12 protein-coding genes are annotated in these 15489 nt (G+C 51.1%); 6 read left to right on the top strand and 6 right to left on the bottom strand.

Annotated elements, in window-relative coordinates; translation table 11 throughout:
- Window positions 1-131 precede the first annotated feature (131 nt).
- The 4 genes from QLH52_RS21880 to pyrC form a co-directional block, all read right to left on the bottom strand.
- The gene (locus QLH52_RS21880) at window positions 132-503 is read right to left on the bottom strand and encodes a lipid-A-disaccharide synthase N-terminal domain-containing protein (protein ID WP_033155518.1); all 372 of its coding nucleotides are present in this window, start codon (window positions 501-503) and stop codon (window positions 132-134) included.
- 48 nt (window positions 504-551) lie between these two features.
- Window positions 552-1277: a glycosyltransferase family 2 protein gene (locus tag QLH52_RS21875; RefSeq protein WP_033155519.1), complete on the bottom strand. Its 726-nt coding sequence runs from the start codon at window positions 1275-1277 to the stop codon at window positions 552-554.
- A gap of 76 nt (window positions 1278-1353) precedes the next feature.
- The gene (locus QLH52_RS21870; RefSeq protein WP_319962947.1) at window positions 1354-2931 is read right to left on the bottom strand and encodes an ArnT family glycosyltransferase; all 1578 of its coding nucleotides are present in this window, start codon (window positions 2929-2931) and stop codon (window positions 1354-1356) included.
- A gap of 205 nt (window positions 2932-3136) precedes the next feature.
- Window positions 3137-4174: a dihydroorotase gene (gene pyrC, locus QLH52_RS21865; protein ID WP_033155521.1), complete on the bottom strand. Its 1038-nt coding sequence runs from the start codon at window positions 4172-4174 to the stop codon at window positions 3137-3139.
- A gap of 113 nt (window positions 4175-4287) precedes the next feature.
- On the opposite strand from pyrC, the gene QLH52_RS21860 reads away from it, so the two are divergent.
- Both QLH52_RS21860 and aspS read left to right on the top strand, forming a co-directional pair.
- A complete protein-coding gene (locus tag QLH52_RS21860) occupies window positions 4288-4551 on the top strand; it encodes an FmdB family zinc ribbon protein (protein ID WP_026603920.1) in 264 nt (87 codons plus the stop codon).
- An 89-nt stretch (window positions 4552-4640) separates the two neighbouring features.
- Entirely contained in the window at window positions 4641-6431 is a 1791-nt protein-coding gene (gene aspS, locus QLH52_RS21855; protein ID WP_033155522.1) for an aspartate--tRNA ligase, read from the top strand.
- A gap of 612 nt (window positions 6432-7043) precedes the next feature.
- On the opposite strand, the gene epmA is transcribed toward aspS, so the two are convergent.
- The gene (gene epmA / locus QLH52_RS21850) at window positions 7044-8021 is read right to left on the bottom strand and encodes an EF-P lysine aminoacylase EpmA (protein ID WP_033155524.1); all 978 of its coding nucleotides are present in this window, start codon (window positions 8019-8021) and stop codon (window positions 7044-7046) included.
- Complete coding sequence (efp, locus tag QLH52_RS21845) at window positions 8018-8587, bottom strand: elongation factor P (RefSeq protein WP_033155525.1); 570 nt, start codon at window positions 8585-8587, stop codon at window positions 8018-8020. The genes epmA and efp overlap by 4 nt, the downstream gene beginning before the upstream one ends.
- A 73-nt stretch (window positions 8588-8660) precedes the next feature.
- Here efp and epmB point away from each other — a divergent pair, with 73 nt between their 5' ends.
- The 4 genes from epmB (at window position 8661) to QLH52_RS21825 (ending at window position 15488) form a co-directional block, all read left to right on the top strand.
- Complete coding sequence (gene epmB, locus QLH52_RS21840) at window positions 8661-9647, top strand: EF-P beta-lysylation protein EpmB (RefSeq protein WP_319962946.1); 987 nt, start codon at window positions 8661-8663, stop codon at window positions 9645-9647.
- A gap of 99 nt (window positions 9648-9746) precedes the next feature.
- Window positions 9747-13745, top strand: coding sequence for a PAS domain-containing protein (locus QLH52_RS21835; protein ID WP_319962945.1), 3999 nt, complete (start codon window positions 9747-9749; stop codon window positions 13743-13745).
- Window positions 13746-13749: 4 nt separating this feature from the next.
- Complete coding sequence (locus QLH52_RS21830; protein WP_033155528.1) at window positions 13750-14673, top strand: diguanylate cyclase domain-containing protein; 924 nt, start codon at window positions 13750-13752, stop codon at window positions 14671-14673.
- 89 nt (window positions 14674-14762) lie between these two features.
- Window positions 14763-15488 carry a sulfite exporter TauE/SafE family protein gene (locus QLH52_RS21825; RefSeq protein WP_020485298.1) on the top strand — a complete coding sequence of 242 codons (726 nt, stop codon included), beginning with the start codon at window positions 14763-14765 and terminating at the stop codon, window positions 15486-15488.
- Window position 15489: the final 1 nt, after the last annotated feature.

The raw sequence follows: 15489 nt of genomic DNA, 5'->3' as shown, positions 1-15489 counted from the left end.
CAGTATGCATCCGTAAACATTTGTCGCGGCATAGCTCACTTGTCTTCTGATTGAAAAATCAATCAATGAGGCAGAGCCGTTCGATTTCAAGGCTATCGTTTCAAAATGGCAACAGCCCCTAGTCAAATCGATTAGGTCCCCAGATCTTGCTCGGTCATCTCCGCCAACGCATCGCGATGTTCGCGGCGAATTAATATTAGGTTTCTGGCATACACAAAAGTACCGGGCAATTGACCCAGAATTATCACGGGATCCACTCGGTGAATACCGTAAGCCAACACGATGACCCCGCCCGACAAACTGAAATACCAAAAACTCACCGGGATCATGCTCTTCTGGTGCCGCTCGCTGTGTATCCATTGCACGATAAAACGCATCATGAACAAGGTCTGGCCCACCAAACCGATGCTGAGCCAAATGATGTCATTCGAATCCATGATGGATAAGTGGTGCTGCCATTTATCCGCCAAATGCGTAAAAAAATAAACGATTCCATTTTCCATGTTAACGACTCCTAAAATACAGCGGAACAAATGGGTTGAATCCAGCGATTAACCACGCTGAATCTCGCTGACAATCGGCAGGCTATGGCGTTTTTTCAACCAGACCACGCCCAGCAAGTCGACGATGCCAACCAGCGCCCGATCCAAGGTTCCGTACTTCGATGTGCCAAAATTTCTCGGCCTATGATTTACTTTTACGGAAATGACATTCCCGCCCGCCATCCGGATTAACGCCGGCAAGAAACGGTGAATATGATCAAAATAAGGCAAGGCCAAAAACTTATCGCGCAGAAATAACTTCAAGCCGCAACCGGTATCCGGCGTGGCGTCATGCAAAATTGACTGCCGCACCGCATTGGCAAATTTAGAGGAAAACTTGCGCCAACCGGTATCGTTGCGCTTATGCCGAAAGCCGGCCAGCATCCACAATTGGCTGTCGTTTTGCTCGCGCCAGGCCGCGACCAGATGGGGTATATCGGCCGGATCGTTCTGGCCGTCGCCGTCCAAGGTGGCAATCCATGGGTAACGCGCCGCCGACACCCCGGTGTGCACTGCACGGCTTTGTCCGCAACTGCGTTGATGCGTCAGCACGCGCAGAGTCGGATATTGCTGCATTGCACCTTGCAGTTTTAGGCCGGTGTCATCGGTACTACCGTCGTCCACAAAAATCATTTCATAGGTTTCCCCATCGCCCAGCGCACGATGGATTTCCTCGATCAGCAATTCGACATTGTCCGTTTCATTGTGAACGGGGACTACTACGGAAATCTTCATATCTTGGTAAAAGTTGAAAAAGTTGTGAATTGTATCAAACGCTTATACACGGATAAGAATTTTGTACAGGTTTGAGTTATAGGGGCTTGACATCAGCAGCCTGCCCCGCGCGCCGAAATACCAGCCAATATTCCCGATGCGGCAGTAGATATACGGCGTCGCTAGGCTGGTTTTTTTCCAGGGAAATCAAATAACCGTCCGCATGCTGTGCCGCCCAATCGGCAAGCCGTTCAGCAGATAAAACCGGCAGTGACTGGGTTAATCGCCCCAAGAAATTGAATTGCCCTTGGTAATTGCCAACATAGACATAAGGAATATGCTGATCGTTAAAGCTTTTCACTTTTAACGCAGCGGGTTGCAGGTCGTATGCCGGGCCGGCATAACGAAAGAAAAATATAAATCCGACAAAAATTGCCGCCACCAGCGCTGTCGAGATTGCCGCAACCGACAACGTGCGCTTAATCCAAACCAATAGCGCCAACATCACGGCAATGGCCAACACACTCAAACCCCATGCCGGCTGCACAGTCTGGACCCAGTTCAATTTCGACAAACCCGGTACCTTGGGCAGATAAACTAAAAACACCCCGATTGCGCCGAACAGCACCGGCAGCAACCACTCGCCACCCAATCTCGGCTTTTGGGTATGCACCACCACCTTGGCTACCAACAACGCAAACGCAGGCAACATCGGAATCAAATAATGAATCTGCTTGCTAGGCAACAACGAGAACACCACAAAGGTTGATACCAGCCAAACCAGACAAAAGCGCAGACCGTTATCATTAAAAAATCGGCTGCCGCGCAAACTGCCCCAGAAATGCGGCCAGAACAACCAGGGGAACAAAAACATCGGTAAAAAAGGCAGATACCAAAACAGCGAACGGGTATGGATTTTGGTGCTGACTGCGCGATCAGCGGTCTGATGCCACAATATCGCGTTGGCGTATTGCTCGCCACCGGCAATGGCAGCCGGAATCGCCCAGACTAGGGCTATCGCGACTCCAATCAAGGCCGCGATCAACAAGCCAGCAAACCAGCGACTGAACACAATCGAACGCGGAGCCCAGACAGCAACCAAAATTGCGGTAGGGATTAGATGCAAAAAAACCACAGGCCCTTTACTTAGAATACCGAACCCCACTGCTGCCGCAACCAGTACCCAACCCTTGCGCTCATCGCCTTGCACAACCTCCAGCAAGCCGAGCATTCCCAACAGCACCCAGCTAGTCAGCAGAATATCAAACATGATAGACGTGGCGAATAAGGTCCACAGCAAGGTTGCAATCAAGACCCACGGCGCCGCCAATGCTACCGCTGCTTGCTCCGGCCAAAGCTTTTCCGCCAATTTCCGCGTCAGCAATAGATTTGCCAATGCAGCCAACGGCCCGACCAAACTCGGCCACCACTGATTAACGCCGAATATCCACCACCCGGCTTGAATCAGCCAAAATAATAAAGGCGGTTTATGGCTGTAGGTTTCGCCATTCAAATACGGCACCAGGAAGTCGCCGCGCAGCCACATCTCCCAAGCCACACTGAGATAGCGCGTTTCATCGATGGGAATGGTCGAGCGAAAATAAACGCTTGCGGACAACAGCAGCCAAAGCGGCACAATGCCCCAGCGGTAAATCAGTTTATCGGGTATGGTCATTTTTCGAGAAAATATCGATTCGAGGCATGGGACATCCAAGCGACCAGAATCACGCCAGCGTTATGACAAAAGCTTAAGCCAATTTCATGCCAACACTATTACAGCCGACAAAGCCCGAGACATCTCAAGCCGACATCAAAAGGCCGAGAGGATCGGTTGAAACAAACCGTTAAGCGGGTTGAATTGCCCCACTCATCACAAGGGATCAGGCGGCCACTAAGCGCCACGCCAAACTCTCTCCAGCCCGTAATGGGGTAATAGTGTCATCGGTATTGGCATAGGCTTCCGGCACGATCCAGGCTTGTTTTTCCAACGTAACGCTCGCACAGTTGCGCGGCAAACCGTAAAAATCCGCACCATAAAAACTGGCGAAGCCTTCCAGCTTGTCCAGTGCGCCAACCTGTTCGAAAGCTTCGGCATACAATTCCAATGCCGCATGCGCGCTGTAACAACCGGCGCAACCGCAGCTATTTTCTTTCAAGCCGGTCAAATGCGGCGCACTATCGGTACCAAGGAAAAATTTGGGATTACCGCTGGTAGCCGCTTTTATCAAGGCTTGGCGATGATGCTCGCGCTTTAAGATAGGCAAACAATAGAAATGCGGACGAATACCGCCCGCCAAAATGGCATTGCGGTTATAGAGCAAATGCTGCGGGGTAATAGTCGCGGCGATATTCTCGGATGCAGCTTCGACAAATTGCACAGCTTCCTGGGTCGTCAAATGCTCTAAAACGATGCGTAGTGCCGGAAATTGCCGGGTAAGCTTGCTTAGCTTGTTATCGATAAACAGTTTTTCGCGGTCAAAAATATCGTATTCCGCATCCGTCACTTCGCCGTGGAGTAACAGCGGTACGCCGTATTGCTCCATCGCCGCAAATAAAGGATAAGCCGCTTCAATGTCGGCGACTCCGGCATCGGAATTGGTGGTTGCTCCGGCCGGATATAGCTTGAAGGCACGAACATGCTCGGCATCGGCCACCTTTTTGATTTCCTCAACAGAGGTACTTGCCGTTAGATACAAAGTCATCAAAGGCTGAAACTTGGACTCTCGCGGCAAAGCAGCCAAAATCTCCTGCCTGTAAAGTAAAGCCTGGGCGACCGTGGTGACCGGGGGTTTCAGATTCGGCATGATAATAGCGCGACCGAACTGCTTGGCAGTATGCCCAATCACGGTTTTTAAAATACTGCCGGTTCTGACGTGCAAATGCCAATCATCAGGTTGGCGAATGGTCAATTTATCCATAATCTCCGGGCGTTTTCATTTAAAATAGCTAGTTATTCTAACATTAAGGGCCTTGAAAATTTAAAACCCCGCCCTTAGTAAGCCGATTTAAACACTTTCAACTGGAGAAGCAGATGCCTATTTACGAATACCAATGCAATGCTTGCGGACATGAACACGAAGCCCTGCAAAAACTGGGTGCAGAGCCCTTAATCGTTTGCCCGGCCTGTAATGAAGCGGAATTAAAAAAGAAAATTTCCGCAGCGGGATTTCGTTTGAAAGGCGGCGGCTGGTACGAAACCGATTTTAAAAGCGGCAACAAGAAAAACGTCGCCGGCGAAAGCAAAGCCCCGGAAAAAGCCAGCAGTTGCAGCGGCTGCCCGAACCATAACCATTAGGAATCTCATGGTAACTGCCAGTTTTCCGAAACGACTGGCACTTCCTAATTTTTACCTATCCCCGTATTTTGATTAACCCGAGAACAACTATGCGTAGCCACAAGTGTGGAGAATTGAACACCCAACATCTAGGTCAAACCGTTGCCCTGTGCGGCTGGGTACATCGTCGCCGTGACCACGGCGGCGTTATTTTTATCGACTTGAGAGACCGCGCCGGCTTGGTGCAAGTGGTGTTCGATCCCGATATGGCCGAAAGTTTTGCGATTGCCGAACACGTCCGCAGCGAATACGTGCTGCGTATCGAAGGCGTCGTCCGCGACCGGCCTGAAGGCACGCATAATCCCAATATGTCCACCGGCCAAATTGAAATATTAGGCAAGCACATAGAGGTACTCAACGAAGCGGAAACTCCGCCATTCCCGCTGGAAAGCGACATCGAAGTCAACGAAGAAACCCGCCTGCGTTTCCGTTACATCGACTTGCGCCGCACCGCGATGCAGCAAAAAATGAAAGTACGCCGCGATGTGACCCGCAACCTGCGTCAATATCTGGACGACCACGAATTTTTCGAAATCGAAACACCGTATCTGACCAAGGCTACGCCGGAAGGCGCGCGCGATTACATCGTACCCAGCCGTACCCACCAAAATTCGTTCTTTGCTTTACCGCAATCGCCGCAGCTCTACAAACAGTTGCTGATGATTGCCGGCATGGACCGTTATTATCAAGTCGTGCGTTGCTTCCGCGACGAGGATTTGCGAGCTGATCGCCAGCCGGAATTTACCCAGCTGGATATCGAAACCTCGTTCATGAATGAACAAGAGATCATGGCGGTGATGGAAGAAATGATCCGCCGCTTGTTCAAGGACATTATCGACGTGGATTTGGGCGACCAATTCCCGGTCATGAGTTATGCCGAAGCCATGAATCGTTACGGTTCGGACCGTCCGGATCTGCGTATCCCGCTGGAACTGGTAGACATTGCCGAGGAAATGAAAGGCGTGGATTTCAAAGTCTTCTCCGGCCCCGCCAACGATCCAAACGGCCGCGTCGTGGCCATGAAATTGCCGGAAGGCGGCGACTTGAGCCGCAGCGTGATCGACGAACTCACCAAATTTGTCGGCATTTACGGCGCAAAAGGCTTGGCTTATATCAAAGTCAACGACTTGGCGGCCGGCGTCGAAGGCTTGCAGTCGCCTATCGTCAAATTCGCTCCGGCTGATGTCTGGGCCAAAGTCATGGCGAAAGTGGGCGCTCAAAACGGCGACCTGATTTTCTTTGGTGCCGACAAAGCCGGCATCGTCAACGAAGCCATGGGCGCCTTGCGGGTTAAATTGGGCTTGGACCGCAACCTGTTGACCGGACCTTGGAAACCCTTGTGGGTCGTGGACTTCCCGATGTTCGCCTGGGACGAAAAAGCCCAACGTTACACGGCGATTCACCATCCGTTTACCGCACCCAGCTGCTCGGTAGAAGAACTGGTCGCCAACCCCGGCACCGCATTGTCGCGCGCTTACGATTTGGTTTTGAACGGCACTGAAGTCGGCGGCGGCTCGATCCGGATCAACCGCACTGCGATGCAACAAACCGTATTCGACATTCTGGGTATCGGCCACGAAGAAGCCCGCGAAAAATTCGGCTTCCTGTTGGATGCATTGAAATACGGCGCGCCACCGCACGGCGGCATCGCCTTTGGCTTGGACCGTCTGGTGATGTTAATGACTGGCGCCAGCTCGATCCGCGACGTCATAGCGTTCCCGAAAACCCAGACTGCCGCTTGCCCATTATTCAATGCGCCGGCATTGGTCAGCGAAGAACAATTGAAAGAATTGGGTATCAGACTGCGTACCCCTGCCGGCAAAACCGAAAAACAGGATTAAGGTAAATCTGAGGGCGGACTGTCCTTGTCCGCCCTTTGTTCTTGTTAAGCTTGCCACCGGATACCTTGGGAAGCAGTCATCCAAGGTATTGATATACGTCAAAAAAGCACCCCAAATAGTCGTTGACTTTTTTTGCCAAATTGATAAGTTAATCACGTTATTTTTATTAAATAACAGATCCCGGTCGCGGATCTTCGCATGGCATAAGGATTACCGCCCAACACTCCGAATGAGGAGGGGGATGCTATGAATAAAATAACTCCACATCTACTTCGCGATTTGAACTCTACTCTTCCTGAGGGCACGGAGTGCTATCTGTGCGGCGCAGTCAGAAGAGCGCTACACCATTACCGCAAGGGTCGCGAACCCGTGGCCTACCTAGACAAAGATCAAGCTCTGCCGGTGCTAGCCCATCGCCTTGGCCGCGGCCTTAGACGCTTTTTCGTAGACGACATACAAACAGCGCTAGATGCTGCAGACCATCCGGACCAGCAAAAAAGCTCGCTCAGCTGGCCCTACTAAATAAATCGATTAATCGTTTTTAGGTACACCTACCGACTACATCCCCCTTCGGCGAAGGGGGAGTTTTTTCAAGCCTTTCAACATTGAGCCTCAAACGCGGACCGGAAAAGCCAGCACATCACTGATAGACTCGCTACCCAGAGCAATCATCAGCAGCCGATCCAAACCAATTGCTACCCCGCTGCAATCCGGCAAACCGAATTTCAATGCCTGCAAAAATGCTTCATCTTTGCTAACTACCGGCAAGTCGTGGCTTAGCCGATAAGCAATTTCCTTATCAAAACGCGCCTCCTGCTCTTGCGGATCCGCAAGCTCATAAAAACCATTACCCAGTTCCACACCATTGATGAATACCTCAAAACGCTCACTGACCCTTGAATCATCAACATGCAGGCGCGCCAGCGAAGACTGTATCGCCGGATAGCTATGCAGCAAATAAATCGTATCTTTATCCATCGTCCGCTGGACACAATGGCTAAAAATAAAATCCAGCCACAAGGCATGATCGTCGCCGCATAGGTCGACAGCCTCCGGAAGCTCATTCGCAGCCGCATAAGCTTGATAATCGCTGTTGCAAAATACCAAGGGATCCAAGCCGGTGGCGTCCAAAAATAATTGTTGGTAGCTGATTTGTTTGGTTGGCAATGCGGCATGAAAAGGTTGCAACAACTGCAACAATAATTCGGCGACTTCCGCCATCAATTGCCGCAAATCGTAGCCGACCCGATACCATTCCAAAATCGTGAATTCCGGATTGTGATAGCGCCCGGCTTCGCCGTTCCTAAACGCCTTGCAGATCTGATAAATACTGCCGCTGCCGTCGGCCAACAACCGTTTCATCGCGAACTCAGGCGAGGTTTGCAGAAACAGAGTGGGTCGGGTGGGGGGGAAGTTAAACTGACTGCTGAAAAAATCCAGCTGCGGGTCGGTACCGGTGGCTGGGCACAATAGCGGCGTCTCGACTTCCAGCACATCCCGTGCCTCGAAAAAACGCCGTGTCGCCGCCAGCATTTGCGCGCGAGTGCGCAAATGCTCGAGTGGGCAGCTCGGCTGCCAGCTTACCGTCACTCTTTGACGCGAGAGACGTATTCGCCGGTGCGAGTATCGACTTTAATGACTTCGCCGATTTGTACAAACAAGGGTACGCGCACCACGGCACCGGATTCCAGCGTAGCCGGTTTGCCGCCACCGCCAGAAGTATCGCCTTTCAAACCAGGATCGGTTTCGGTAATTGCCAATTCCACGAAGTTGGGAGGTGTTACGGACAGTGGTGAGTCGTTCCACAAGGTCATCGTGCAGATGTCTTGCTCTTTCAGCCATTTGATCGCATCGGACACCGCATTTTTATCGGCTTGATACTGCTCAAATGTATCCGGCACCATGAAATGCCAGAATTCGCCATCGCTATACAGATACTGCATTTCTTTATCAACGACGTCCGCACCTTCGACGGTATCGCCGGATTTGAAGGTACGTTCGATGACGCGGCCGGTTTTCAGATTTCTGATCCTGACCCGATTGAACGCCTGCCCCTTACCCGGCTTAACAAACTCGTTTTCGATAATCGAACAAGGGTCGTTGTCCAGCATGATTTTCAAACCGCCCTTGAACTCGTTGGTGCTAAAAGTCGCCATTTTTTCCTCGTGAAACAAATAATAGTCGGACGATTATAATGGATAAGATTTTTAATCGGAAACCGGAGCAGCATTGAACACCCAAACCGCCGGCTGGCAACAGGCGCTGGCCGACGCATTTACCAGCGTCGAGGCCCTTTGTGACTATTTGAATATTTCAACAGGCAGCGTGGCAATGCTGCCGGATTTCAAAGCCTTTCCGCTCCGTGTGCCGCGCGGCTTTGCTGATTGCATGCGCCGCGGCGATCCAAATGACCCCTTGCTGAGACAAGTGCTGCCGACTCAGAACGAACTGATCGACTATCCCGGCTACAGCCATGATCCGGTAGGCGACCTCGGCGCGGTCGCCGAAGCAGGTATCATTCATAAGTATCATGGCCGGGTATTGTTGATCAGCACCGGCGCTTGCGCGGTGCACTGCCGGTACTGTTTTCGACGCAATTTCCCGTATACGGAGTTGCAGTTGTCGACGCAAAAAGTTCAACAAGCGCTTAGCTACATCATTAGCCATCCGGAAATCAGCGAAGTCATCCTCAGTGGCGGCGACCCCTTGCTGCTAAATGACGAAAAACTCGGCCAACTGTTGGCACGGTTAGGTGAGATTGAACATATCAAACGTATTCGCATTCATAGCCGAGTGCCCATCGTGTTACCAATGCGTATCACCCAACCACTGCTCAACTCTTTCTCCAGCCTGTCGCAACAAGTTGTGATGGTATTTCACGCCAATCATGCGAATGAGCTGAGTGCTGCCGTTGGAGCTATTTGCGGCGATTTACGCCGCCACGGCATCACTTTATTGAACCAAAGCGTTCTGCTAAAGGGAGTTAACGATGCCGGCCGCACTCTCTGCGAACTGAGCGAAAAGCTATTTGATCTGGGGATTTTGCCTTACTACCTGCATTTGCTGGACCACGCCAGCGGCACCGGTCATTTTGAAGTATCCGAAATCGCCGCCCGGCAATTGCTCGAAGATATACAAAGCCATCTACCCGGTTATCTGGTTCCCAAGCTGGTTAAAGAACAGGCCGGAGCAGCCTATAAAATCCCAATTTGCTGAGCACCGGACAGTTTTCCGGCGACATGGATTCACATTTACCGATACCCGGTCTAAGATTTTTCCCGTCCCTCCCGGCCAGATCCCCGACATCAGCAAACTATGACAGATAAACTTGCCAATACTGCCAATCAGATACGCCGGTTCGTGCTGGTCGCAGTGTGTTTACTGTTGATAGGTGAAATTACCGTTGTGCTCTATCAAAACATAAACGGCACGAGTGAGCTGACCAAAATACTGATAGTTTTGCTGCCCGGACTGGCTGTCTTGTTGATTTTTAGCGAACTGCTGTCAAATCGGCAACATTTATCCTCCGGACTGGCACCCATCGGCGACTTTTACGACCATCTCGCCCAATCCGCCATCGTGGTCGATAATCAGGGGATTATTCGCCATGCCAACCAGGCAGCCGCTTTGTCGGTGGGCAAGTCCCCGGCGGAATTAGTCGGACAAACCATACACGCCTGGTTTCACCCGAGCCACCATGCCGAAACAGAGTGCCCCTTATGCCAACATATCATGGCCGGCAAGGCTATGCAGGCCAGCGACTTTGCCTTTCCAAATCAAACATGGCAGCAAATCTCGCTTACCCGTCTGTCCACGCAGAACAACAGCGAATTAATTCAGTTCCATATCGACATCACGCCGCGAAAACAAATTGAAGAACAATTGGCCCTGGTCATAGACGGCGCCCAGCTAGGCTACTGGGATTGGAATTATCTAAGCGGCGAACATTCCGTGAATCAACGTTGGCTGGACATGTTGGGCCTCAGCCATGACGAGCTGGATAACTATGTCAGCGACTGGGACAAACGCCTGCATCCGGACGACAGACAACGAGTGAAACAGTTCGTTGCCAAACATATAGCCTCCGACCGCCCCTATGTCGTGGAATTTCGCATGCGCCATAAGCTCGGCCATTGGGTATGGATACAAGGTTCCGGCGCCGTTGTCGCGTACGATCCGGTCAGCGGCGCTCCAAGCCGGCTATGCGGCACGCACCAAGACATCAGCGTGCGTAAGCAGTCGGAGCATAATCTGCAACGCGCCTATCAAATTATCAGCCAGAGCGCGGCAGTGGTATTGAAATGGAATAATTCCGAAGGATTACCGATAGAGTTCGCCACTGAGAACGCCCGCCAGCTATTCGGCTACAGTGTCGAACAATTGATTACCGGCAATCTGTTTTATCTCAACCTGATCCATCCCGACGATGTCGGGGTTTTCCTTCGCGAGATCGCCACCTGCCGCAACGATCCGGACTGTTCCGAAATAGCGCATCAACCCTATCGGACCGTCGCCCAAAACGGCGGCATAAAATGGGTGCAAGACCGCAAGATGGTGGTGCGCAACGAGCAAGGCAAGATTATCGACTATCAGGGTCTGGTGAGTGACATCACTCAGCAGCGTCAGCAATCCAGTGTGATTAGGAATATCGTCTCCAGCAACCTGCCGCAAAGTGCCGCGTCACTGCTGGATAATCTGACACTATTGACCGTGGAAACCCTGGGAGCCGATTTTGCATTAATTGCCGAAACAACGGGCAATGGACGTGCCCGCAGCCTATCGCTTTGCGCAAAAGGCAAAATTGTCGGTAACCGCGAATTCAGCCTGGATAATTCGCCTTGCCGCGAGGTGGCCGCCGGCACTATTTGTTGTGTCGAACACGACGCAGCGGAGCGATTCCCCGACGCCGACTGGCTGCGACGCCAACAAATTCAAGGTTATCTGGGCATTCCATTACACGACAAACAACAAAATAGTTTCGGATTTATCTCGGTATCCTACTGTCGGCCCATTCCCGATACTACCTTTGCCACAGACACCCTGAAATTATTCGCGTTGCAAATTACCGCCGAACTGGAACGCAGCCGCGCCATCAATGCGCTGCAAGACCAGAAACAGCGCTTACTGGATGCGCAAAGCATTTCCCATATCGGCGATTGGCATTGGCATTTGCCTGACAATCACTTTAGCTGGTCGGACGAAATGTATCGGATCACCGCAACCAGTAAAGCTGTTTTTACCCCCAACTTTTCCAGCATTTTAAGCACGCTGATTCATCCGGACGACCAAAGCTTTTTCAAAACATCGATGCAAAACGCGATCAGTAGCGGCAGTCTCGATTTCAGACATCGGATAGTGCTCGGTAACGACCAAATTCGTCATGTCCACCAACGCGGACAAGTTATTCGCGACGTTAATGACAAACCCACTGGCGTTCAAGGCACCATGCAAGACATCACCGACCGGCTGCAAACCGAGCAACGGCTGTTGGAAGCCAAGCAGCAGGCAGAACAGGCAACACGGGTAAAATCGGAATTTCTCGCCAATATGAGCCACGAAATCCGCACGCCGATGAATGCCATTATCGGCTTGGTTGAATTATGTCTGAACAGCAGCATCTCCGCCAAACAGCGCGACTACCTGGAAAGAGTGGAAACCGCGTCACGCTCGTTGATGACCATCATTGACGACATTCTGGACTTTTCCAAAATGGAAGCCGGAAAAATGCAACTGGAATCCGTACCTTTTCTATTGGAAGAAATGCTGGATAAGGTATTTTCCACGATGTCGGAACTTTGCGCCAGCAAAGGCATAGCCTTGATTCGCCCACCTAAGACGCTAACTTTTCTCCCGGTGATCGGCGACCCGCAACGGCTAAGGCAAATTTTTATCAATCTGATCGGGAATGCGATCAAATTTACCGAACATGGCGAGGTAAGAGTCACGCTCACCGAACTTAAGCGCTCTGCGCAACAGACTTGTTTGCAGTTTAGTATCAGCGATACCGGCATCGGCATGAATGCAGAAAAACAAGCCAAACTATTCCAGGCGTTCAGCCAAGGCGACAGTAGCGTCACACGTCATTACGGCGGCACGGGCTTGGGCCTGATCATCTCCAAACAATTGGTTGAACAAATGGGCGGAACCATAAGCGTCGCCAGCCAAGAAAACCTGGGCTCTACATTTACCTTTAGCGTCAAACTGGGCATTACCAGCCTTGCTTCGATACGCAACGCGCAATACCAACAAAAGCTCCCCCTCGATACGGGGAAATTGCAACATATCAGGGGCGCCCGAGTATTGCTGGTTGAAGACAACGAAGTGAATCGAATTGTGGCCATCGAGTTGCTGGAACAAGCACATTTGCAAGTCGACGTGGCCGAAAACGGCGAAATCGCCTTGGGCAAACTGCAACAAACCACTTACGACTGCGTGCTAATGGATGTGCAAATGCCGGTGATGGATGGCTATCAAACCACCAAACAACTACGAACACTCCCCGGCTGTCAAACCTTGCCGGTCATAGCGATGACCGCTAACGCCATGAGTAATGATCGCAACAAATGCTTTCAAGCCGATATGGACGATTTCATCAGCAAACCGATATTACCGGAAACGCTTTACGCCACGCTGGCAAAATGGATTAAACCGCGAGCCGACGGGATACCCCAGACCGATCCCAACAGCGAACAGTTGGAAAGCAATCCGCTTCCTTATCTGTATGGCATAGACACCTCCGCCGGCTTACAACATACGGCCGGGAATCTAGCCGTCTATCGAAAAGTGTTACTAAAATTTGCTGAAAACCATGCGGATACCATGAACGAAATCGGCCAAGCCTTCATACATAACCAGTACGACAAGGCCTATCAATTAGTCCATACTTTGAAAGGCTTAGTCGGCTCCCTCGGAGCGTTACAATTGCAAAGCCACTTAGTACGGCTGGAAGAGTCGCTAATCGATTTCCGCGCCAATATTGCCGACGTCCCGTATATCGATAGTAATATTGCCGCCACAACACTGGAGATGAGCAAGGTTATCAGCAGCATCAACAGTAATTTGGCCAACAGCGAAAGCCACAGCGACGGTGAACCGCGCTACTCGACACTGGAAACTCGGCAACAGCTGGCCATATTGATTGATAAACTGCAAACCTTCGATTCCGACTCGGACCAGCAACTTGAGCGGATTATGCGCCATATCGATGATAAAGCTCTGCTGCAAATCTTATTGCCCATCAAAAAACAAATTGCCAATTACCAGTTTGTAGATGCCGCGCAAGCTCTCAACCACATACTGGAACATCGGATATAGGAAAATGGAAAGTAGAAACACGCATACCATTCTGGCCGTGGATGATAGCCCGGAAAATCTGGATCTTATCAAGAATATTCTCGAACCCCATTACACGGTAAAAGTAGCCGTGCATAGCGAACTGGCGTTACATATCGCCACCAGCCAGCTTCCCGATCTGATCCTACTGGACATCATGCTGGACGACATGGATGGTTATGAAATATGCCATCAGCTCAAGTCATCGGATAAAACCCGCAATATTCCGATTATTTTTCTGACCGCCAAACATTCGGAAGAAGATGAGGTGCACGGTTTTCGAATCGGCGGTAGCGACTACATCACCAAACCGTTTTCGCCATCGATTGTTTTAGCAAGAGTACGCACTCAAATACAGCTAAAAACTAAATCCGATTTATTGGAAAAACTGGCATCGTTGGATGGACTGACCGAGATACCCAACCGCAGAGCGTTTGACGCCGCCCTGGAACGCCAATGGAACCAGTCCAAACGCACCGGCATGCCGCTCTCGTTGTTAATTGCCGATATTGACAATTTCAAACAATTTAACGACTACTTTGGCCACCCTATGGGCGACGAGTGCCTGAAACGGGTGGCGCGTGCCTTGCAAACAATTACCCACAGACCCGAAGACTTGGTAGCCAGATTGGGCGGTGAAGAGTTCGCCATCCTGCTTCCCAACACCGACAGCATAGGCGCCCTGATGCGTGCCGAGCAGTACCGCGAAGCCATAGAGAATCTGAAAATACGGCACACACAGAACAATCCCAACAATTTCGTGACCATATCCCTCGGGGTTGCGACGCTACAGGCCCACACGTTCGACGACGTTGCCAGTTTATTGAAAGCAGCGGACGATGCGTTATATCAGGCCAAGCATCAAGGGCGGAATCGTATCTGCGCGAATAACTTGTCCAACGGCAGGTAGTTTAGAGATCTGCGCGTCGTTCCCGTTTCGGAAAGCGTCTATAATCCCCGCTAATACACTCGATACCTTATTACCTCGGCTTTTTGTTTATGCATCTTTACCTCGACTTTAATGCTTCCTATCTTGCCGCGTTTGTAATGGGTTTATTCAGCAGCCTGCATTGCATAGGCATGTGCGGCTCCATTATCGGTACCCTGACTTACAGCCTGAAACCCGAACTTCGTAACGATAAGCGCCGTCTGTTCGGCATCGTGCTCAATTACAACATCGGCCGGGTTCTCAGCTACGCGATGGCCGGTGCCTTGGTTGGCGTGCTGGAGGCCTTCTTAACTTTACCTTTTGCTCAAGGTCAAGCGCACAGATTTTTGCAACTCCTCTCCGCCGTGGTGATGGCGGGTGCAGGGCTTTACCTTGGCGGCTGGTTTCCGTACTTTGCCTATATAGAAAAAATGGGCGCGCGCTTCTGGAAACTGATCGAACCATTCGGCCGCCGATTGATTCCGGTACAAAACCGCACCCAAGCTTTATTGTTTGGTATGGTGTGGGGCTGGCTACCCTGTGGCCTGATTTATACGGCATTGGCACTAGCAGTTACCACGGGGAGCATTACCCACAGCGCGCTCACGATGTTAGCATTTGGATTGGGCACTTTACCTGCCGTAATGGGTGTCGGTATAATGACCTCATTACTGGCGAGGCTTTCGAAAATCCGGCACTTTAAACACGCGGTGGCAGCCTTGTTTATTATCTTTGCGCTATTGGCAGCCTTCCCATGGCTCTATCCGATGCGCGTTGAACACATCATGACGTTTTGAG

Origin of the sequence: Methylomonas defluvii (assembly GCF_033949435.1) — a bacterium.
Taxonomy (GTDB): Bacteria; Pseudomonadota; Gammaproteobacteria; order Methylococcales; family Methylomonadaceae; genus Methylomonas; species Methylomonas defluvii.
The sequence above is the reverse complement of the archived record's forward strand: the minus strand, read 5'-3'. Positions and strand labels throughout refer to the sequence as shown.